The 19771-nt window shown below is 72.6% G+C and carries 15 protein-coding genes and 1 rRNA gene; 8 read left to right on the forward strand and 8 right to left on the reverse strand.

All coding sequences use genetic code 11. The features are described 5' to 3' along the window. Positions 1–92: ribosomal RNA gene (gene rrf, locus ACIA8F_RS36960) — 5S ribosomal RNA — on the forward strand; the annotation flags it as partial. Between the two features lie 97 nt (positions 93–189). Here rrf and ACIA8F_RS36965 read toward each other — a convergent pair. The 6 genes from ACIA8F_RS36965 to ACIA8F_RS36990 form a co-directional block, all read right to left on the reverse strand. Further along, positions 190–786, reverse strand: coding sequence for a Uma2 family endonuclease (locus tag ACIA8F_RS36965; RefSeq protein WP_399385419.1), 597 nt, complete (start codon positions 784–786; stop codon positions 190–192). Positions 787–834: 48 nt separating this feature from the next. After that, complete coding sequence (locus ACIA8F_RS36970) at positions 835–2145, reverse strand: DUF58 domain-containing protein (protein ID WP_399385420.1); 1311 nt, start codon at positions 2143–2145, stop codon at positions 835–837. Next, positions 2145–3107, reverse strand: coding sequence for an AAA family ATPase (locus ACIA8F_RS36975; RefSeq protein WP_399385421.1), 963 nt, complete (start codon positions 3105–3107; stop codon positions 2145–2147). Before ACIA8F_RS36975 ends, ACIA8F_RS36970 begins: the two co-directional genes overlap by 1 nt. Further along, a complete protein-coding gene (locus ACIA8F_RS36980) occupies positions 3104–4429 on the reverse strand; it encodes a DUF4350 domain-containing protein (protein ID WP_399385422.1) in 1326 nt (441 codons plus the stop codon). The genes ACIA8F_RS36975 and ACIA8F_RS36980 overlap by 4 nt, the downstream gene beginning before the upstream one ends. Positions 4430–4821: 392 nt before the next feature. Next, positions 4822–5490 carry a DUF4129 domain-containing protein gene (locus ACIA8F_RS36985; RefSeq protein ID WP_399385423.1) on the reverse strand — a complete coding sequence of 223 codons (669 nt, stop codon included), beginning with the start codon at positions 5488–5490 and terminating at the stop codon, positions 4822–4824. A 7-nt stretch (positions 5491–5497) separates the two neighbouring features. Next, on the reverse strand, positions 5498–6748 hold the full coding sequence (locus ACIA8F_RS36990) for a hypothetical protein (protein ID WP_399385424.1): 1251 nt from the start codon (positions 6746–6748) through the stop codon (positions 5498–5500). Positions 6749–7002: 254 nt separating this feature from the next. On the opposite strand from ACIA8F_RS36990, the gene mtrA reads away from it, so the two are divergent. The 6 genes from mtrA to ACIA8F_RS37020 all read left to right on the forward strand — a co-directional run bounded on the left by mtrA (position 7003) and on the right by ACIA8F_RS37020 (position 14564). Beyond that, positions 7003–7692 (forward strand): two-component system response regulator MtrA, encoded by a 690-nt coding sequence (mtrA, locus tag ACIA8F_RS36995; RefSeq protein WP_274552971.1) that lies wholly within the window; start codon positions 7003–7005, stop codon positions 7690–7692. Between the two features lies 1 nt (position 7693). Further along, entirely contained in the window at positions 7694–9796 is a 2103-nt protein-coding gene (gene mtrB / locus ACIA8F_RS37000; RefSeq protein WP_399385425.1) for an MtrAB system histidine kinase MtrB, read from the forward strand. After that, entirely contained in the window at positions 9786–11621 is a 1836-nt protein-coding gene (locus tag ACIA8F_RS37005) for an LpqB family beta-propeller domain-containing protein (RefSeq protein ID WP_399385426.1), read from the forward strand. Before mtrB ends, ACIA8F_RS37005 begins: the two co-directional genes overlap by 11 nt. Positions 11622–11718: 97 nt before the next feature. After that, on the forward strand, positions 11719–12504 hold the full coding sequence (locus tag ACIA8F_RS37010) for a ComF family protein (RefSeq protein ID WP_399385427.1): 786 nt from the start codon (positions 11719–11721) through the stop codon (positions 12502–12504). A gap of 360 nt (positions 12505–12864) precedes the next feature. After that, the gene (gene hpf / locus ACIA8F_RS37015; RefSeq protein WP_399385428.1) at positions 12865–13566 is read left to right on the forward strand and encodes a ribosome hibernation-promoting factor, HPF/YfiA family; all 702 of its coding nucleotides are present in this window, start codon (positions 12865–12867) and stop codon (positions 13564–13566) included. 269 nt (positions 13567–13835) lie between these two features. Beyond that, positions 13836–14564, forward strand: coding sequence for a response regulator (locus ACIA8F_RS37020; protein WP_399385429.1), 729 nt, complete (start codon positions 13836–13838; stop codon positions 14562–14564). Between the two features lie 270 nt (positions 14565–14834). Here ACIA8F_RS37020 and ACIA8F_RS37025 read toward each other — a convergent pair whose 3' ends face one another. Both ACIA8F_RS37025 and ACIA8F_RS37030 read right to left on the reverse strand, forming a co-directional pair. Further along, a complete protein-coding gene (locus tag ACIA8F_RS37025) occupies positions 14835–16010 on the reverse strand; it encodes a winged helix-turn-helix domain-containing protein (protein WP_399385430.1) in 1176 nt (391 codons plus the stop codon). A 10-nt stretch (positions 16011–16020) separates the two neighbouring features. Next, positions 16021–16599 carry a GNAT family N-acetyltransferase gene (locus ACIA8F_RS37030; protein WP_399385431.1) on the reverse strand — a complete coding sequence of 193 codons (579 nt, stop codon included), beginning with the start codon at positions 16597–16599 and terminating at the stop codon, positions 16021–16023. Between the two features lie 240 nt (positions 16600–16839). On the opposite strand from ACIA8F_RS37030, the gene secA reads away from it, so the two are divergent. After that, complete coding sequence (secA, locus tag ACIA8F_RS37035) at positions 16840–19614, forward strand: preprotein translocase subunit SecA (RefSeq protein WP_399385432.1); 2775 nt, start codon at positions 16840–16842, stop codon at positions 19612–19614. Positions 19615–19771: the final 157 nt, after the last annotated feature.

Here is a 19771-nt window from a genome sequence, read left to right on the forward strand (position 1 = left end):
GCCCGGTTTACATTCCGAACCCGGAAGCTAAGCCTTTCAGCGCCGATGGTACTGCAGGGGGGACCCTGTGGGAGAGTAGGACGCCGCCGAACAATTATTGTGGAAAGCCCCGTACCGGGAAACCGGTACGGGGCTTTTCTGCGTTCACGGGCCTTTAGGCGCCCCGGTCCACGTGGGCTCGGCCGGGACTTACCAGTCGGCGGGGTAGCTCTTGAGGCCGCTCGTGTCGAGCGTCCAGCGGCCGGCGATGACGGTGTCCCCGAAGGAGTACGGGACCTTCTTCCGGTAGCGGATGCCGTCGGGTCCTTCCGAGGGGTCACTGTGCACCGTGGCGGTCTTCTTGTCCTTGCGGGGGTCCACAACGACGTAGAGCGGGACGCCCATCTTCGGGTAGTCGTGGAGCTTGTCGCGGATGTCGGTGAGGGAGTTCGTGCGTGAGACGACCTCCACCACCATCAGGACATCGCGGGAGTTCACGACCTTGGCCGTGTCGTCGGTGTCTTCCTCGGCGATCACCATGAGGTCGGGGACCTTGGTCAGGCCCGTCACCGGGTCGCCCATGTTGGTGTCGTTGAGAGCCATGACCTCGGGTGTCTGGGCCTCGATCTGACGGCGTAGCCGCACCACGTTCAGCCCGTGGGGAGCTGTGGGGCTCAACATCGTGAGGGAGATCTGACCGTCGGTCGTCTGCACCTTCCACTGGTCTTCCTGGTGCTCGGCCAGCTCCGAGAGCTGCTCCGCGAAGTCGTGCATGCGGCGCATCTGCTCCGGGGTGAAGTCGGCCATGAGGTCCTCCCGGTGGGCGCACGACCAGCGTAGCCGTCGGACAACCCTCTAGAGGCGACCGGCCGCCTTGAGGGCGAGGTAGGCGTCAGCCAGGGCGGGGGCCAGGGTGTCGGGGGTGGCGTCGACCACGTGGACGCCGTGGGGGGTGAGCTGTTCGGCCGTGCGGCGGCGGGCCGACTGGGACTGGGTGCCCGCGGCGGCTTCGTAGACGGCGTCCAGGGTGCCGCGGGACGCGGCCATTTCCGCGACGTGGGGGTCGGCGACCGAGGCCAGGAGGACCGTGTGGCGCTGGGTGAGGCGGGGGAGGAGCGGGAGCAGGCCCTCTTCGACGGGGGCCGCGTCCAGGCTGGTCAGGAGGACCACCAGGGAGCGGCGCGGGGCGCTGCGCAGGATGGTCGAGACCAGGGTGCGGGAGTCCGTCTCGACCAGTTCCGGTTCGAGGGTGGCCATCGCGTTCACGAAGGCGGGGAGGGTGTCGGCCGCCGAGCGGCCCTGGACCTGGGCGCGGGGGCGGCGGTCGTGGGCCAGGAGGTCCACACGGTCGCCGGCGCGGGTGGCCAGGGCGGTCAGGAGCAGGGCCGCGTCCATCGCCGAGTCCAGGCGCGGGGCGTCGCCGACGCGGCCGGCCGCGGTGCGGCCGGTGTCGAGACAGATCAGGATGTGGCGGTCGCGTTCCGGGCGCCAGGTGCGGACGGCGACCTTGTTCTGCCGGGCGGTGGCCCGCCAGTCGATGGAGCGGGTGTCGTCGCCCGGTACGTAGTCACGCAGGCTGTCGAACTCCGTGCCCTCACCGCGGGTCAGGACGCTGGTTCGGCCGTCGAGTTCGCGCAGGCGGGCCAGGCGGGAGGGGAGGTGTTTGCGGCTGGTGAACGGGGGGAGGACGCGGACCGTCCAGGGGAGGGTGTGATGGCCCTGACGGGCCAGGAGGCCCAGCGGGCCGTACGAGCGGATCGTGACGCGGGCCGCCCGGCGGTCGCCGCGGCGGGTGGGCCGCAGGCGGGTGGTGAGGCGGCGGCGTTCGCCCGGAGGAACCGTCAAGGTGTGGCGGGAGTCCGTGACTTCGGTGCCGGGGACCCAGCTGCTCGGGGGCCAGGCGTCGCGGATCCGGGCGCGGAGCGTACGGGGCGAGGGGTTGGTGATCGTGAGGTGGACGTCGGCGGATTCGCCGAGGCGGACGGAGGTGTCGCCGGAGCGGGCCAGTTGGAGCGGGCGGACCGGCGCCGCGAGGGCGTAGTCGACCGCGCAGGCCAGGGCGATGGGGGCGTTGACCGCGAGGATCCCCGCCCAGCTCGGGCCGAGGAGGCCGACGGGGATGCTGCCGAGGGCCGCGAGCAGGGCGGCGCGTCCGGTGAACGCCATCAGCGCGGGACGGGGACGTGGGTGAGGATCGCGGTGATGACCGCGTCGGCCGTCACGCCCTCCATCTCGGCCTCGGGGCGCAGTTGGACGCGGTGGCGCAGGGTCGGCAGGGCGAGGGCCTTCACGTCGTCCGGGGTGACGTAGTCACGGCCCACGAGCCAGGCCCAGGCGCGGGCGGTGGCCAGCAGCGCGGTGGCGCCGCGCGGGGAGACGCCGAGGGTGAGGGAGGGGGATTCGCGGGTGGCGCGGCAGATGTCGACGACGTACGCGGTGATCTCCGGGGAGACGCTGGTGGCCTCGACGGCCTTGCGGGCGGCGTCCAGTTCGGCGGGGCCGGCGACCGGGCGGATGCCGGCGGAGTGCAGGTCGCGGGGGTTGAACCCGGCCGCGTGGCGGGTCAGTACGCCGATCTCGTCCTCGCGGGAGGGGAGGGGGACTGTGAGCTTGAGGAGGAAACGGTCGAGCTGGGCCTCGGGGAGGGGGTACGTGCCCTCGTACTCCACCGGGTTCATGGTGGCGGCGACGAGGAACGGCTCCGGGAGCTTGCGGGGCGTGCCGTCGACGGTGACCTGGCGCTCCTCCATCGCTTCGAGGAGGGAGGACTGGGTCTTGGGGGGCGTGCGGTTGATCTCGTCGGCGAGGAGCAGGTTGGTGAAGACCGGGCCGTTCTGGAAGGAGAACTCCGCGGTGCGGGCGTCGTAGACGAGGGAGCCGGTGACATCGCTCGGCATCAGGTCGGGGGTGAACTGGACGCGCTTGGTTTCGAGTTCGAGGGAGGCGGCCAGGGCCCGCACGAGGAGGGTCTTCGCGACGCCGGGGACGCCTTCGAGGAGGACGTGGCCGCGGCAGAGGAGGGCTACGACGAGACCGGTGACGGCGGAGTCCTGGCCGACCACGGCCTTGCCGATCTCGGTGCGGAGCGCCTCCAGGGCGGAGCGGGCGCTGTCCGTGGTGGCCGTCATGAGGTGCGGACCTCCCTTTCGAGGGCGTCGAGGTGGTCGGCGAGCGCGATGAGCGCCGCGTCGGTGGTGGGGGCCGTGCCGAAGAGCAGGGCGTCCGGGGCGTGCGGGGGCGGCCCGGCGGTGAGGCGGGCCGCGACGGCGGGGACCAGGGTGGCGGGGTCGTGGGCCCGGGCGGCCGGTACGCCGACCAGCGCGGCGAGGCGTTCGCGGGCGGCGGCGCGCAGCACGGTGGCCGCGCGGTCGCGGGCGTCGGCCTTGCGGTACAGGCGGGCGCGGCCCTCGGTGGCCTCGGAGGCGCGGATCAGGACGGGCAGGTGCTCGGTGACGAGCGGGCCGAGCCGGCGGGCGCGCCAGAGGGCGGCGACGGCGGCGGCGAGGAAGAGCTGGAGCAGGGCCCAGCTCCAGCCGGCAGGGATCAGGTCGAAGAAGTCCTGCCCCTCGCCGGTGCCCGCGGCGTCGGGGTCGCCGTCGGCGAGGGACGGCAGGTACCAGACGAGGTGCGGGCGGGAGCCGAGGAGCTGGAGCGCGAGGGAGGCGTTGCCTTCGGCGGCGAGGTTCTTGTTGAGGAAGACGTCCTCGGAGCCGAGGAGGACGGTGTCGCCGCCGGGGACGCCGGTGGGCAGGACGAGGAGCGTGGGGTGGCCGGAGCTGGGGTAGCAGCCGGCGGCTCCGGGGGTGGTGGCCGTGTAGCGGTGTCCGCCGCCGGTGGCTGCGCGGCCCGCGGTGGTGGCGGCGGGGAGGGTGCAGGCGGTGCCCGGGGCGAGGTCCGTGTCCGGGGCGTCGCCGTCGCCGTCGGTGCGGGTGCCGGGGGCGAGGGCGGGGAGGCTGAGGGTGCTCGGGGCGAGCAGGACGGTCCGGCCGCCGGAGAGGTCGATCGCCGACCGGACGGAGCGGAGCTGGGTCTCGCCGAGCCGGTCGGGGTCGGTGACCAGCAGGGTCGCATCCGGGCCGGCGGCGTCGGCGGCCTCCTCGGCGGTGGTGACGACCCGGGTGGTGACCCCGCGGGCCTTGAGCAGCTCGGCCACGGCCTGGCTGCCGTAGGGGTCGGCGGAGCGGGGGTCGAGGTAGCCGTGCCGGGCGCCGGAACTCAGCGCGGCGAGGCCCAGCCCGGCGGCGAGGAGCACCGCGAACGCGACGAGGAACCCGCGGGAGCGGGTCCAGATGTCCCGCGGCGATGTGCCTCCGGCGGTCGTACGGGGCGGGGTGGCGGGCCCGCCTGCGCCTCCGGCGGTGGTACGGGGGAGGGCCGCGGGGCCACCGGGCGCCGTGGCGGGAGCTCCGGCGTACGCCTCCGCCGGGGCGGTGCGGGGCGCGCCGGGCACCGCCGCGTGGACCGGGGAACCGGGGGATGCACCGCCGCCGTCCCGGCGGGCCGGGGCTCCACCCGTGCCAGGGGCGTCCGCGGCCGGGGCTGCGCCCGGCGCCGGGAGGCCGGGGGGCGGGGCTGCGCCCGCGCCGGCGCTCGGGGCTGCGCCCGTGCCGCGGGTCGGGGCTGCGCCCGCGCCGGGGGTCGGGGCTGCGCCCGCGCCGGTGCCCGGGTCTGCGCCCGTGCCGCGGGTCGGGGCTGCGCCCGCGTCGGCGCTCGGGGCTGCGCCCGCGCCGGTGCCCGGGTCTGCGCCCGTGCCGGGGGTCGGGGCTGCGCCCGTGGTCGGGGTCGTGCCGGGGGGCGGGGGTGTGGGACCGGCTGGGGGGTTTGGGTTCGCGGGGTTCGGGGTCATGGGGTGGGGCCTGTCAGGAGGGGCTTGGTGTGGGACAGGGCCTGGTCCAGGGTGGTGAGGGTGGCGTACATCTCGGGGGTGGCCGGGTGGGCGCCGTAGGTGACGTCGTCGAAGGTGCGGGCTGCCGTGTGGAGGGCCTGGGCGTGGGTGGGGAGGGAGACGGCGGCTTCGGCGGCCGCCTCGTCGGCGGTGCGGCCCGGGCGGGGGTCGAGGAGGGTGCGCTCCTCCAGGGAGCGGACCACGGCGCGCATCCGCTCCTGGACGGCTTCGCTCCAGCGGCCCTCGCCGGCCAGTGCCTCGGCGGTGGCGCGGTGGTCCGCCGCGCTGCGGATGCCGTCGTCGAAGAGGGTGCCGGCGGCGCGGGAGGCCGTACGGCCGGGGGCGCCCAGGCGCCACCACAGGGCGGCGGCGACGAGGACGGCGAAGGCGGCGATGGCGAGGAGGCCCAGCGTGCCGCCGGGGGTCGCGCCGGAGGCACGGTCGAAGAGGTCCCCCACCCACTCCCAGAGGCGGTTCAGGGCCCTTTGGAACAGCCCCGGGTCGTTCTCGTGGTACGCGGGCTTGGACAGCTCGTCGCGGGCCGCCTCGCGGGCGGCCTCGCGGCCGATGGTGATGGGTGGGGTGGGTGGTGGTGTCTGGGTGAGCAGGCCCCCCGTGCTCCTCATTCCCGCGTCAGCCTCCGGTCGGCGGCGTGGTCGTGCCGTAGTTCTCGATGCCCGCCGCCCGGGCCAGTTCCAGGTCCAGGGCCTCGCGGCGGATGCGCTGGTCGATGTAGAGGAGGACCGTGACGCCGGCCTGGATCGGCATGGTGATCGCCAGTGCGATGACCCCGCCGATGGCCGTCATGATCAGGTAGCCCCAGCTCGTGGGCCCGGTGCCCTCGGCCATGCCTTCGAGGCCGCCGCCGAACACCAGGCCGCCCACCATGGTGAGCGGGAGGACGATGAGGCCCGCGACGAAGGTCGTGATGATGCCCGTCAGCACGGTGATGCCGAAGATCCGCCACCAGGAGCCCTTGACCAGCTTCGAGGAGCGGACGAGGGACGTGCGGATCGTCGCCTTCTCCAGCATCAGGGCGGGCGAGGCGAGGGCGAACCGGATCCAGAGCCACAGGATCAGGCCGAAGGCGACGAGACCGCCGAGGACGGCGAGGCCGGGCTGCCCGGCGAGGGCGCCGGGCAGGACCAGTACGGCGAAGACGACGGCCGAGCCGAGGCCCAGCAGGAGGGTCAGGCCGAAGAGCCGGGCCAGCTGGGGGCGGGCCTCGCGCCAGGCGGCGCCGACGGAGGAGCCGTGCCCGAGCACCGCCCGGCTGAAGATCATGGTGAGCATCGCGGTGGCCACGATGGAGGCGATGAGCTGGAGGAACCCGTCGGCGGCGGACACGCCCACGAAGGAACCGAGGGCGTTGATCTGCTCGTCCAGGGGCGCGTCGCTCGACTGGTCCAGTACGACGTCACTGAACGCGTACTTCTGCAGGAGCACGGTCGCCAGCTGGACGAGGACGGCCACGGCCAGGGTGATCGGGAGCACCGCGCGCCAGTGCTTGCGCATGGTGGTGACGGCCCCGTCGAGGATCTCGCCGATGCCGAGGGGCCGCAGCGGGATCACACCGGGCTTCACGGACTGCGCCTGGGTGCCCCAGCCGCCGGGGCCGGGGTGGCCGTTGCCGTACGAACCCCAGCCCGTGCCCGGCTGCGGAGCCGCGGGCGGCTGCTGCTGCGGGTGGGACGGGGTCTGGCCGGGGGCCTGGCCGGCGGCCGGACCGGCCGGGCTCGACCACTGTCCGGGGGGCGGCTGCTCGGCGGACCACTTGGAGTCGCCGGATCCGGCCGGTCCGCCCGCGGGCGGCTGCGTACCGGGGGAGCCCTCACCGTCGGACGGGGAGGATCCGGGCGTAGCCCAGCCCGGAGAGTCGTTCATCGTCGCTCCTTCACGTGCACCGCGGGGTGCGGGGGCGCTTGGTCCGGCTGCCATCGTGCCATGTGACAACCTCGAACGGACCAGCCGTCCCGAACGGACCAGGGGTCTCTTGGAGACCGGGACCTTCGCGCCTTCGTATGGCGGCCGGATCCGGGGCACACTGGGCGCCCTGATCTCCACGCAGGTCCGAGGGACTATTTCCAGCCCCTTTGGCTGTGGGACAGCTCACCGCCGGGTAACGATTAGCTAATGGGATGATGTCAACCATGAAGGGACGCGTCCTTGTCGTCGACGACGACACCGCGCTGGCCGAGATGCTCGGCATTGTGCTGCGTGGAGAAGGTTTTGAGCCGTCGTTCGTAGCGGACGGCGACAAGGCACTGGCTGCCTTCCGGGAGGCGAAGCCGGATCTCGTGCTGCTCGACCTCATGCTGCCCGGTAGGGACGGCATAGAGGTGTGCAGGCTGATCCGCGCCGAGTCGGGCGTACCGATCGTCATGCTCACCGCCAAGAGCGACACCGTGGACGTGGTCGTGGGCCTGGAGTCCGGGGCCGACGACTACATCGTCAAGCCGTTCAAGCCGAAGGAGCTGGTGGCCCGCATCCGGGCCCGCCTGCGCCGCTCGGAGGAGCCCGCGCCCGAGCAGCTGACCATCGGTGACCTGGTCATCGACGTGGCCGGGCACTCGGTCAAGCGGGAGGGCGCCTCGATCGCCCTGACCCCCCTGGAGTTCGACCTGCTGGTCGCGCTCGCCCGCAAGCCCTGGCAGGTCTTCACCCGCGAGGTCCTGCTGGAACAGGTCTGGGGCTACCGCCACGCGGCCGACACCCGCCTGGTCAACGTGCACGTCCAGCGACTGCGCTCCAAGGTCGAGAAGGACCCGGAGCGCCCCGAGATCGTCGTGACCGTGCGCGGGGTCGGCTACAAGGCCGGACCGAGCTGACATGACACCCGGCAAGCCCCGTGGCCGCTCCCGCTGGGGAGCGCTGCGGGGCGGCCGGCTGCTCCGTGACGGAGTCGCCGGCGGCCCCGTGCTGCGGCTGTTCGTACGCCTCGTGCGCCGGCCGCTGCTTCCGGCTGTCCGGCTGTGGCGGCGCAACATCCAGCTCCGGGTGGTCGCCGCGACCCTGCTGATCTCCCTCGCCGTGGTCCTCGCCCTCGGGTTCGTGGTCATCGCGCAGGTCAGCAAGGGCCTCCTCGACGCCAAGGAGGAGGCCGCGCAGAGCCAGGCCGCGGGCGGCTTCGCGGTCGCACAGGAGAAGGCCAACACGCCCTATACGGCGGACGGGCCCGACGCCTCCGACAACAAGGTCGGCCGGGACGCCAGTACCTGGATGAACTCCCTGGTCAAACAGCTCGCCAGTGGCGGGCAGAGCGCCTTCGAGGTGGCGGCGCTGGGCGCCGGCACCGGAACCGGCGACGAACAGCCGGCCGGCCGGGGCGCCGTCGGCGTCCGCGGAGCCCGCGCCTCCGGCAACGTGGACCCGACCGCGAGCGTCCCGCTGGGGCTGCGGCGCAACGTCAACCACGCGACGGGCGCCTTCAAGACCTTCTCGCAGATCCGCTACACCGACGCCGGGGACAAGCTGCCCGAGCCCGCGCTCGTGATCGGCAAGCGGCTCACCGACATCAACGGCGACCCGTACGACCTGTACTACCTCTTCCCGCTGACCCAGGAGGAGGAGTCCCTCAACCTGGTCAAGGTCACCATCGCCACCGCCGGGCTCTTCGTCGTGGTCCTCCTCGGCGGGATCGCCTGGCTGGTCGTGCGCCAGGTCGTCACCCCCGTCCGGATGGCCGCGGGGATCGCCGAGCGGCTCTCGGCCGGGCGGCTCCAGGAGCGGATGAAGGTCACCGGCGAGGACGACATCGCCCGCCTGGGCGAGGCCTTCAACAAGATGGCCCAGACCCTCCAGAACAAGATCCAGCAGCTGGAGGACCTCTCCCGGCTCCAGCGCCGCTTCGTCTCGGACGTCTCCCACGAGCTGCGCACCCCGCTCACGACGGTACGGATGGCGGCCGATGTCATCCATGACGCCCGCGCCGACTTCGACCCGGTCACCGCCCGCTCCGCCGAGCTCCTCGCCGGACAGCTCGACCGCTTCGAGTCGCTCCTCGCCGACCTGCTGGAGATCAGCCGGTTCGACGCGGGCGCGGCCGCCCTGGAGGCGGAGCCGATCGACCTGCGGGACGTCGTACGCCGGGTCATCGACGCGGCCGAGCCGCTCGCCGAGCACAAGAACACCCGGATCCGCGTCCTCGGGGACACCCAGCCGGTGATAGCCGAGGCCGACGCCCGGCGCGTGGAGCGGGTCCTGCGCAACCTGGTCGTCAACGCCGTCGAGCACGGCGAGGGCCGCGACGTGGTGGTCCGGCTGGCCTCGGCGGGCGGGGCCGTCGCCGTGGCCGTACGGGACTACGGGGTCGGGCTCAAGCCCGGCGAGGCCACCCGTGTCTTCAACCGCTTCTGGCGCGCCGACCCGGCGCGGGCGCGCACCACCGGCGGTACCGGCCTCGGCCTGTCCATCGCCGTCGAGGACGCCCGGCTGCACGGGGGCTGGCTCCAGGCGTGGGGCGAGCCCGGCGGCGGCTCGCAGTTCCGCCTGACGCTGCCGCGCACCGCCGACGAGCCGCTGCGCGGATCGCCGATCCCGCTGGAGCCCGAGGACTCCCGGGGCAACCGGGCCCGGGCCGTGGCGGAGGCCGCGGAGGGCTCCACGGCGGCCGGGCAGCGGGCGCAGCAGGCGGAGCGGGCCGACCGGTCGCCGATACCGCCGAGGTCGCCGGTCGCGGGTGCGCTGCCCGTACCGGCCGACCCGACGGCGTTGCCGGGCAGCGGGGCGCGGGTCGTGACCCGGCCGGCGGACGTGGCGCGGCCGGCGGACGGGGCGAGGCCCGCGGAGCAGGCGAACGGTTCCGGGGGCGGGGCGGCGAACGCGCGGCCCGGGTCCGGCGGGACGGCGGGAGCAACCGACCGAGAGGGTGGCAGCGGTGGAACCGGCGGAGCGGGTGCAGCGGGCGGAGCGGGCGGATCGCATGGGCGCTGAGCCGGGCCGGCCGCGCCGGCGCCTGCCGCGCGCCCTCAGGGCCTGCGCCCTCGGCGCGGCCGGGCTGCTGCTCGCCGGCTGCGCCTCCATGCCCGACCACGGTGAGATCCGTCCCGTGGAGGCCTCCCAGGGCGTGGACTCCCAGGTCCGCGTCTTCGGCGTGCCGCCGGACGACAAGGCCAGCCCGCAGGAGATCGTCGACGGCTTCCTGGAGGCCATGACCAGCGACGATCCGCATCTGCAGACCGCCCGCAAGTACCTCACCAAGGACGCTGCGGAGAAGTGGAACCCCGGCTCGGCGGTCACCGTGCTCTCCTCCGGCCTCGACCGGTTCTCCGTGCAGGGCGAGAAGGACCCAGCGGCCCCCCGGTTCAAGATCGCGGGCAAGCTGCTGGCCACGGTGGACGAGCGCAGCGCGTACCAGCCGGAGACCGGCGACCGGCGCTACGAGGAGTTCCTCCAGCTCACGCAGGAGGACAAGCACTGGCGGATCGCGACCCCGCCCAGCAGCCTGGTGCTCAGCGAGTCCGACTTCCAGCGCATCTACCGGCCGGTCAACAAGTACTACTTCGCGGGCTCGACGCTCGTCGCCGACCCCGTCTACGTGCGCCAGCGCAGCGACCCCGACTCGCGGATGGACCCCACCACCCAGACCGTCACCTCGCTGCTGGACGGCCCCTCCAAGTGGCTCGGCCCGGTGGTCACTTCGAGCTTCCCGACCGGTACGGAACTGCGCGAAGGCACCAAGTCCCTCTCGATCGACGGTCAGAACGCGCTGCGCGTGCCGCTGAACAAGAACGCCGACGACGTCGACGAGGCGCAGTGCCAGCGGATGGCCACCCAACTCCTCTACACCGTCAAGGATCTGACGGGTTCCCGGGTCGACCGGGTCGACGTGGTGCGCTCCGACGGCACCACGCGCTGCCAGGTGTCCGAGGCGGCCGCGGCCGTGCTCGCGAACCGGCCGCCCTCGCCCGGCCACCAGTACTACGTGGACGCCGAGAACCGGCTGCAGCGGCTGAACCTGGACCCCAACCGCGAGGACCAGCAGGACCCGCCGTCACCGGTCCCCGGGCCGCTGTCCGGGAACCCGGCCTTCAAGGTGGGCACCGCCGCCGTGTCCTACGACGAGAAGCGTGCCGCGGTCGTCTCCGAGGACGGGCACGGACTGTACGTCGTCAACCTGACCACCGCCGGCGCGATGCCGCCGCCCCTGCTGACCGGCAAGGGGGCCAAGCCCAACGGGCTCACCACCCCGACCTGGGACGCGGCGGGCGACCTGTGGGTCGCGGACCCCGACCCGCAGGACCCGACCCTGTGGCGGCTGCCCGGCGGCACCGGGACCCCCGAACGGGTCGAGGTGTCCGGGCTGGCCGGCGGGCGGATCACGGGGCTGAAGGCCTCCCCCGACGGGGTGCGGATCGCGCTCCTGGTGCAGCGGGAGAGCCGCAAGTACCTGTACAACGGGCGGATCGAGCGGCCCGACGCGAAGGGCGACGTCTCCGCCGTCTCGGTGCGCGAGCTGCGGCCGGCCGCGCCGCAGCTGGCGGACGTGGCGGCGATGAGCTGGGCGCCGCGGGGCCGGCTGCTGGTGGTGGGCCGGGAGAGCGGCATGGTCGTACAGGCCCGCTACCTGCTGGCCGACGGCTCGATGGTCGGAGCCGGGCTGCCCGGGGCGACCGGGCTGGTGGCGGTGGCGGCGAGCGAGGACGAGAAGAAACCGGTGGTCGCCGAGTCCCAGGAGGACGGCATCGTCTGGCTGCCGCCGGGGGCGCAGTGGCGCACCGTGGTGGCCGGCGGCCGGGCCCCGGTCTACCCGGGCTGACGGCGGCGGGCCCGCGGCCCGTCCGCGGGTGAGCCGGGCCCCGGCGGTTGTCCACAGGGCTGGTGGAGCACCCCCCGGGCCCGGCAGGGTGGACGCCATGCGGGAGTGGTGGCGGGTGCTCGCCGGTGAGCTGGCCGGGCTGGTGCTGCCGGCCGGCTGCGCCGGCTGCGGCGCCGGGCACGCGGTGCTGTGCGGAGCCTGCCGGTCGGCGCTCGGCGGGGCCGGGGCGGGCCCGGTACGGCCGTCTCCGAGCCCGGCGGGGCTGCCCGAGGTCCATGCGGCCACCGCGTACCGGGAGGCCGTACGGGCCGTCGTACTGGCCCACAAGGAGCGCGGGGCGCTGCCGCTGGCCGCCGTCCTCGGCGCCGCCCTGGCGGCGGCGGTCCGCGCGGGCGGGACGGACGGAGCCGAGGGGGCCGGGGGACGGGGCGTGGCCCTGGTTCCGGTGCCCTCCGCGCGGCACCGGGTGCGGGCGCGCGGGCACGATCCGGCGCGCAGGATCGCCCTGGCCGCCTCGGCGCGGCTGCGGCGGGAGGGCGTGCCCGCGCGCGTGGTGCCCGTACTGCGGCTGCGGCGGGCGGTGGCCGACCAGGCGGGCCTGGGGGCGGCGCAGCGCCGGGAGAACCTCGCGGGCGCCCTGGAGGCGCGGCCGGGCGCCCTGCGGGCGGCGGCGGGTGCGGCCCGGATCGTCATCGTGGACGACCTCGTCACCACCGGATCCACCCTGGTGGAGGCCGCGCGGGCGCTGCGCGCGGCCGGGATCGGGGTGCCGGGCGGGGCGTCCGGGGCGGTTCTGGCGGCTGCCGTGGTGGCCGCGCCGGCCGACTCCTTCGTGCGCCCCGGCACGGGGGCAACTCGAACAGCGCAAAAAACCCGTGAATAGATTTGGAACTGGAAGGGAAGGCGCATCGTTGCAGGTAGTAAGAGGGAACGACCACCTGAACGGAGGTACGTTCCGGTAGCGGGTGCCGACAACCGGCATAGAGGGATATGTTCGGTTGTAAGGAATTGGCGAACCTTGGGCCCCACGCATCGGAGCGCGCGTTTCGAGCGTCTGTACGTTTTCGGAACCTTCGTGTCAGAGGTTGTCCCTCGACTCCGAAGTCGGTGGGGTGTAGATCTTGCCGATGGGGGAGGAGGAGGTGGAAGTCGCCAAGTCCGAGGCTCCGGTGTTCACCGGGGTCTGGTGCGAAAGGGAGACGCTTCGCCCCTGAGGCGGAGCTATCCGGGAACGGAGTTCTGCGTGGACATCGTCGTCAAGGGCCGTAAGACCGAGGTGCCCGACCGGTTCCGCAAGCACGTGGCCGAGAAGCTGAATCCGGAGCGGATCCAGAAGCTCGACGCGAAGGTGATCAGCTTGGACGTCGAGGTGTCCAAGGAGCACAACCCGCGGCAGGCCGACCGTTCCGACCGCGTGGAGATCACCCTGCGTTCGCGGGGCCCGGTGATTCGTGCCGAGGCTTCCGCCGCCGACGCGTACGCGGCGCTCGACCTCGCTCAGGACAAGCTGGAGGCCCGGCTGCGCAAGCAGCACGACAAGCGCTACACGCGGCGCGGTGCGGGACGGATCTCGGCGGCCGAGGTCGCCGACGTGGTCCCGAACGCCGCCACTCTCAACGGCAACGGCGAGCCGGTCAACGGCGAGAAGACGGACGCGATTCCGACCACGCGGATCGGATCGCTGGAAGTGCAGGGCGACGGCCCGCTCGTCGTCCGCGAGAAGACCCACTCGGCCGCACCCATGTCGCTCGACCAGGCCCTGTACGAGATGGAACTGGTCGGTCACGACTTCTACCTGTTCGTCGATTCCGACACCAAGATGCCGAGCGTCGTCTACCGGCGCCACGGTTACGACTACGGCGTGATCCACCTCGACGCCTCCGACGCCGCCTCCAGCTCCGGTGAGCTCGACGGCGCGGGCGCGGGTGGCGCGCTCGGAGGCTGAGCCGCTGATCACGGACTGATTCAGGACTGATTCCGGGCTGGATCCGGAGGTCCGTGCGGTGCCAGTGTGGTGCCCCCGCGTTCGCCCAGGCGGGCGCGGGGGCACTCGTGTGAGGTGACGGCTCCGAAACGTTGGCCGGTATGCGTCGGCCTGTAATCGTCGGCCCCCGTTCGGTTACGCGGGCATGGAATCATGTCGGGCAGTCAGCCGGCGGCCGCTCTCGTCGGATTGACCCAGCAGCTCAGCACCGTGGTGCAGGGGGAGGAACGATGGCCGACAGCTTCGGGCCGGTGCGCGACGACAACGGTGCGGGCTGCCGTGAGGAGGACCGGGTGGCAGAGCCGATCCGGGTGCTCGTGGTGGACGACCATGCGCTGTTCCGGCGCGGGCTGGAGATCGTCCTCGCGCAGGAGGAGGACATCCAGGTCGTCGGCGAGGCGGGTGACGGGGCGGAGGCCGTGGACAAGGCGGCTGACCTGCTGCCCGACATCATCCTGATGGACGTGCGGATGCCGCGGCGCGGCGGGATCGAGGCGTGCACCTCGATCAAGGAGGTGGCGCCCTCCGCGAAGATCATCATGCTGACGATCAGCGACGAGGAGGCGGACCTCTACGACGCGATCAAGGCGGGGGCCACCGGGTACCTGCTGAAGGAGATCTCCACGGACGAGGTCGCGACGGCGATCCGCGCGGTGGCGGACGGGCAGTCGCAGATCAGTCCTTCGATGGCTTCGAAGCTGCTGACGGAATTCAAGTCGATGATCCAGCGGACGGACGAGCGGCGGTTGCTGCCGGCGCCGCGGCTGACGGATCGGGAGCTCGAGGTCCTGAAGCTGGTGGCCACCGGGATGAACAACCGCGATATCGCGAAGGAGTTGTTCATCTCCGAGAACACGGTGAAGAACCACGTGCGGAACATTCTGGAGAAGCTGCAGTTGCACTCCAGGATGGAAGCGGTGGTGTACGCGATGCGGGAGAAGATCCTCGAGATCCGGTAGGGGCGGGGCCGGGTTGTCGGCTCGGGTCGGTCCCGTTCCCGTGCCGGGTGCGGGTGGTCGGCCCTGCGGGGCGGAGTCCCCTACCCGCCCTTCCACCGTTCCCCGGGCGCTGCCCGGACCCCGCGCCTCAAACGCCGGCGGGGCTGGGAGTGGCCCCGGGCTCCGCCCGCCCGGAGCCCTTCTGGGGCTCCGCCCCAGACCCCGGTCCTCAAGCGCCGGACGGCTGGAATTGCTGCGGCCGGGCCCCAAGTGCCGTGCGGCGTTGGGGATTCAGAGGGTGGCGAGTTCCGCCGTTACCGCTGCTGCTTCCGCGGGGGACGTTGCGCGGTCGATGCGGACGGTGTCGCAGCCCACCCAGGTGGCGGCTTCTTGGAGGGCTTCGGCCATGGGGCGGGCTGCCTTGGGGGTGGTCAGGGAGAGCTGGCGGGCCACCAGGGTGGTGCCTTCGCGGGCCGGGTCCACGCGGCCCTGGAGGCGGCCTCCGGCCAGCAGGGGCATCGCGAAGTAGCCGTGGATCCGCTGGGGCTTGGGCACGTAGGCCTCCAGGCGGTGGGTGAAGCCGAAGATCCGCTCCGTGCGCGGGCGCTCCCAGACCAGGGAGTCGAAGGGGGAGAGCAAGGTCGTGCGGTGGCGGCCCCGGGGGAGCGGGGACAGGGCCGAGGGGTCCGCCCAGGCCGGTTTGCCCCAGCCCTCCACCTCGACCGGGACCAGGCCGGCGTCCTCGACCACCGCGTCGAAGTCCTGGTTCTTGAGCCGGTGGTAGTCCGCGATGTCGGAGCGGGTGCCCACGCCCAGGGACTGCCCGGCGAGGGCCACCAGCCGGCGCTTGCACTCGCGGTCGTCCAGGCCGTCGTGGAGCAGGGCGGAGGGGACCGCGCGCTCGGGGAGGTCGTAGACCCGCTTCCAGCCGCGGCGCTCGGTGCAGACGACCTCGCCGATGTCGAGGAGCCACTCCACCGCGATCTTGGTCTCGGACCATTCGAACCACTCGCCGCCGTTCTTGGCGCCGCCCAGCTCGGTGGAGGTGAGGGGGCCTTCGGCGGCGAGGCGGTCCAGGACCGTCTTCGTCGAGCGGTCCTTGTCGGCCAGGACGTGCCAGCGGTGGCCGCGGGCCTTGCGCTCCCGGCGGCGGAAGGCGAAGTGCGGCCATTCCTCGATCGGCAGGATGCAGGCCGCGTGCGACCAGTACTCGAAGGCGTGGTTCTCCGTCCAGTACGAGGCTTCGACCGCGGAGCGTCCGACCGCGCCGAGCCGCGCGTACGGGACGAGCTCGTGGGAGCGGGCCAGTACCGAGATGGTGTCGAGCTGGACGGCGCCCAGGTGGCGCAGGACGCCGCGGACACCACCGCGCCGGTCCGGCGCACCCAGGAAGCCCTGCGCGCGCAGGGCGATGCGGCGGGCCTCGTCGGCGGTGAGGGACAGGACGGGGCGGGGCGGGGTCGTCATGGCGGAAACCCTAGGGGGTGGCTCGGACAGGGGAGGGAAGGTACGGGAGGCGGGAGGGCAGGGCGAGGTCGGAGGGGAGCAGGGCGCCGGTCCAGCAGTCCCGCAGGGTTCCGCGGTGTTCCATGCCCGCGCGCGTGACGCCCTCGATGACGAAGCCGGTCTTCTCGGCGACCCGGCGGGAGGCGTCGTTGCCGACCGCGGCGCGCCAGATCATCCGTACGCAGCCGAGCTCGGTGAAGGCCCAGCGCAGGACGGCGGGCAGTGCCTCGGGCAGGTAGCCGCGGCCCCGGTGCGCGGCGACGGTCCAGTAGCCGAGCTCGTGCGCGTTGTCGCCCCGGGGGCCCAGCCCGATGCAGGCGACCAGGGGTCCGTCGGCGCCGAGGCGGACCCCGAAGTTGTACTCGGAGCCGTTCTCCCCGCCGGGGACCCGGGTGGTGAAGGCCTCCGCGTGCGTGCGCTCGTACGGGACGGCGACCGGTATCCAGCGCTGGATGGCGGGGTCCTGCAGGGCCTCGTACACCTCGTCCGTGTCCGAGGCGTCGAGCGGTCGCAGGACGAGGCGCCCGGTGGTCAGGGTGATTGGTTCCATGCGGGGATTCTGCTCTGGGAGGACGGCCGGGGAGAAACGGATTCCCGAAGTGGGGCCGCCCATACCGGCACCTTCGGTGCCCCTCGCACGTTCTCATTTCCGGGCAGTCCAGCCCCGCGGCAGTGCGGGCCTCCCGACGCGACCGCGTCCTCGCTTACGATGGCCGTTGCGGTGGGGCCCACCCTCCGTGCCCGTGCACGAAAACAGTGCCAGGCCCGACCGGCAAGGAGACAAACCTCGGTGTCCGTCTTCAACAAGCTCATGCGTGCAGGCGAAGGCAAGATCCTCAAAAAACTGCACCGCATCGCGGACCAGGTCAACTCCATCGAAGAGGACTTCGTCAACCTCTCCGACGCCGACTTGCGTGCGCTCACGGACGAGTACAAGCAGCGCTTCCAGGACGGCGAGAGCCTGGACGACCTGCTGCCCGAGGCCTTCGCGACGGTCCGCGAGGCCGCGAAGCGCGTCCTCGGCCAGCGTCACTACGACGTCCAGATCATGGGCGGCGCCGCCCTGCACCTCGGTTACGTCGCCGAGATGAAGACCGGTGAGGGCAAGACCCTCGTCGGCACGCTCCCGGCGTACCTGAACGCGCTGTCCGGCAAGGGCGTCCACCTGATCACGGTGAACGACTACCTCGCCGAGCGCGACTCCGAGATGATGGGCCGGGTGCACAAGTTCCTCGGCCTGGAGGTCGGGTGCATCCTCGCGAACATGTCGCCGGCGCAGCGCCGCGAGCAGTACGCGAGCGACATCACGTACGGCACGAACAACGAGTTCGGCTTCGACTACCTCCGCGACAACATGGCGTGGTCGCAGGAGGAGCTCGTCCAGCGCGGCCACAACTTCGCCGTGGTCGACGAGGTCGACTCGATCCTCGTCGACGAGGCCCGCACCCCGCTGATCATCTCGGGCCCGGCCGACCAGGCCACCAAGTGGTACGCGGACTTCGCGAAGCTGGTCACGCGCCTGACCAAGGGCGAGCCCGGTCAGCCCCTCAAGGGCATCGAGGAGACCGGCGACTACGAGGTCGACGAGAAGAAGCGCACCGTCGGCATCCACGAGACCGGTGTCGCCAAGGTCGAGGACTGGCTCGGCATCGAGAACCTCTACGAGTCGGTGAACACCCCGCTCGTCGGTTACCTCAACAACGCGATCAAGGCCAAGGAACTGTTCAAGGTCGACAAGGACTACGTCGTCATCGACGGCGAAGTCATGATCGTCGACGAGCACACCGGCCGCATCCTCGCGGGCCGGCGCTACAACGAGGGCATGCACCAGGCGATCGAGGCGAAGGAAGGGGTGGACATCAAGGACGAGAACCAGACCCTCGCCACGATCACCCTCCAGAACTTCTTCCGCCTGTACTCGAAGCTTTCGGGCATGACCGGTACGGCCATGACCGAGGCCGCCGAGTTCCACCAGATCTACAAGCTCGGTGTCGTCCCGATCCCGACCAACCGCGACATGGTCCGCAAGGACCAGGCGGACCTGATCTACCGCACCGAGGTCGCGAAGTTCGCCGCCGTCGTCGACGACATCGCGGAGAAGCACGAGAAGGGCCAGCCGATCCTCGTCGGTACGACGTCGGTCGAGAAGTCCGAGTACCTCTCGCAGCAGCTCTCCAAGCGGGGCATCCCGCACGAGGTGCTGAACGCGAAGCAGCACGACCGCGAGGCGACGATCGTCGCCCAGGCCGGCCGCCGCGGAGCCGTCACCGTCGCCACGAACATGGCCGGCCGCGGTACCGACATCAAGCTCGGCGGCAACCCCGACGACCTCGCCGAGGCGGAGCTGCGCCAGCGCGGTCTGGACCCGGAGGAGCACATCGAGGAGTGGGCGCACGCCCTTCCCGAGGCGCTCACGCGGGCCGAGGCGGCGGTGAAGGCGGAGTTCGAGGAGGTCAAGGAGCTCGGCGGGCTGTACGTGCTGGGCACCGAGCGCCACGAGTCGCGCCGCATCGACAACCAGCTGCGCGGCCGTTCCGGCCGTCAGGGCGACCCGGGCGAGTCCCGCTTCTACCTGTCGCTGGGCGACGACCTGATGCGTCTGTTCAAGGCGCAGATGGTCGAGCGCGTCATGTCGATGGCGAACGTGCCGGACGACGTGCCGATCGAGAACAAGATGGTCACCCGTGCCATCGCTTCGGCCCAGTCGCAGGTCGAGACCCAGAACTTCGAGACGCGCAAGAACGTCCTGAAGTACGACGAGGTGCTGAACAACCAGCGCACCGTCATCTACAAGGAGCGCCGCCGGGTGCTGGAGGGTGAAGACCTCCAGGAGCAGATCCGGCACATGATGGACGACACGATCGACGCGTACATCACGGCCGAGACGGTCGAGGGGTTCGCGGAGGAGTGGGACCTGGACCGGCTGTGGACCGCCTTCCGGCAGCTCTACCCGATCAAGGTCACGGTGGAGGAGCTGGAGGACGCCGCGGGCGACCGCGCCGGCATCACCGCCGAGTTCATCGCGGAGTCCGTCAAGGACGACATCCACGAGCAGTACGAGGCCCGCGAGGCCACGCTCGGCTCCGACATCATGCGCGAGCTGGAGCGCCGCGTGGTGCTGTCGGTGCTGGACCGCAAGTGGCGCGAGCACCTGTACGAGATGGACTACCTGCAGGAGGGCATCGGCCTGCGGGCGATGGCCCAGAAGGACCCGCTGGTCGAGTACCAGCGCGAGGGCTTCGACATGTTCAACGCCATGCAGGAGGGCATCAAGGAGGAGTCCGTCGGCTACCTGTTCAACCTGGAGGTCCAGGTCGAGCAGCAGGTCGAGGAGGTCCTGGTCTCGGACTCCGGTCCGTCGCTGGTCAAGCCGGAGATCCGGGCGAAGGGTCTGGACGCCCCGCAGCGGCCGGACCGGCTGCACTTCTCCGCTCCCACGGTGGACGGCGAGGGCGGTGTCGTCGAGGGCGACTTCGACGCGGAGTCCGGTGACGACTCCGGGATGACGCGTGCGGAGCGCCGCAAGGCCGCGAAGGCCACGGGCGGCCGTCGCCGCAAGAAGTAACCCGCGCGGCTCGCGGGACCACCGCCGGGGGGGGGCCCCCCCCCCCCCCGGGGGGGGGGCCCCCGCCGGGGGGGGGGGGGGGGGGGGGGGCCCCCCCCCCCGCGACCCGCGGGGGGCCCGCCGCCCCCCCCCCCCCCCCCCCCCCCCCCCCGCGGGG

The sequence above is a fragment of the Streptomyces sp. NPDC051563 genome (assembly GCF_044454225.1).
Classification (GTDB): Bacteria; Actinomycetota; Actinomycetes; order Streptomycetales; family Streptomycetaceae; genus Streptomyces.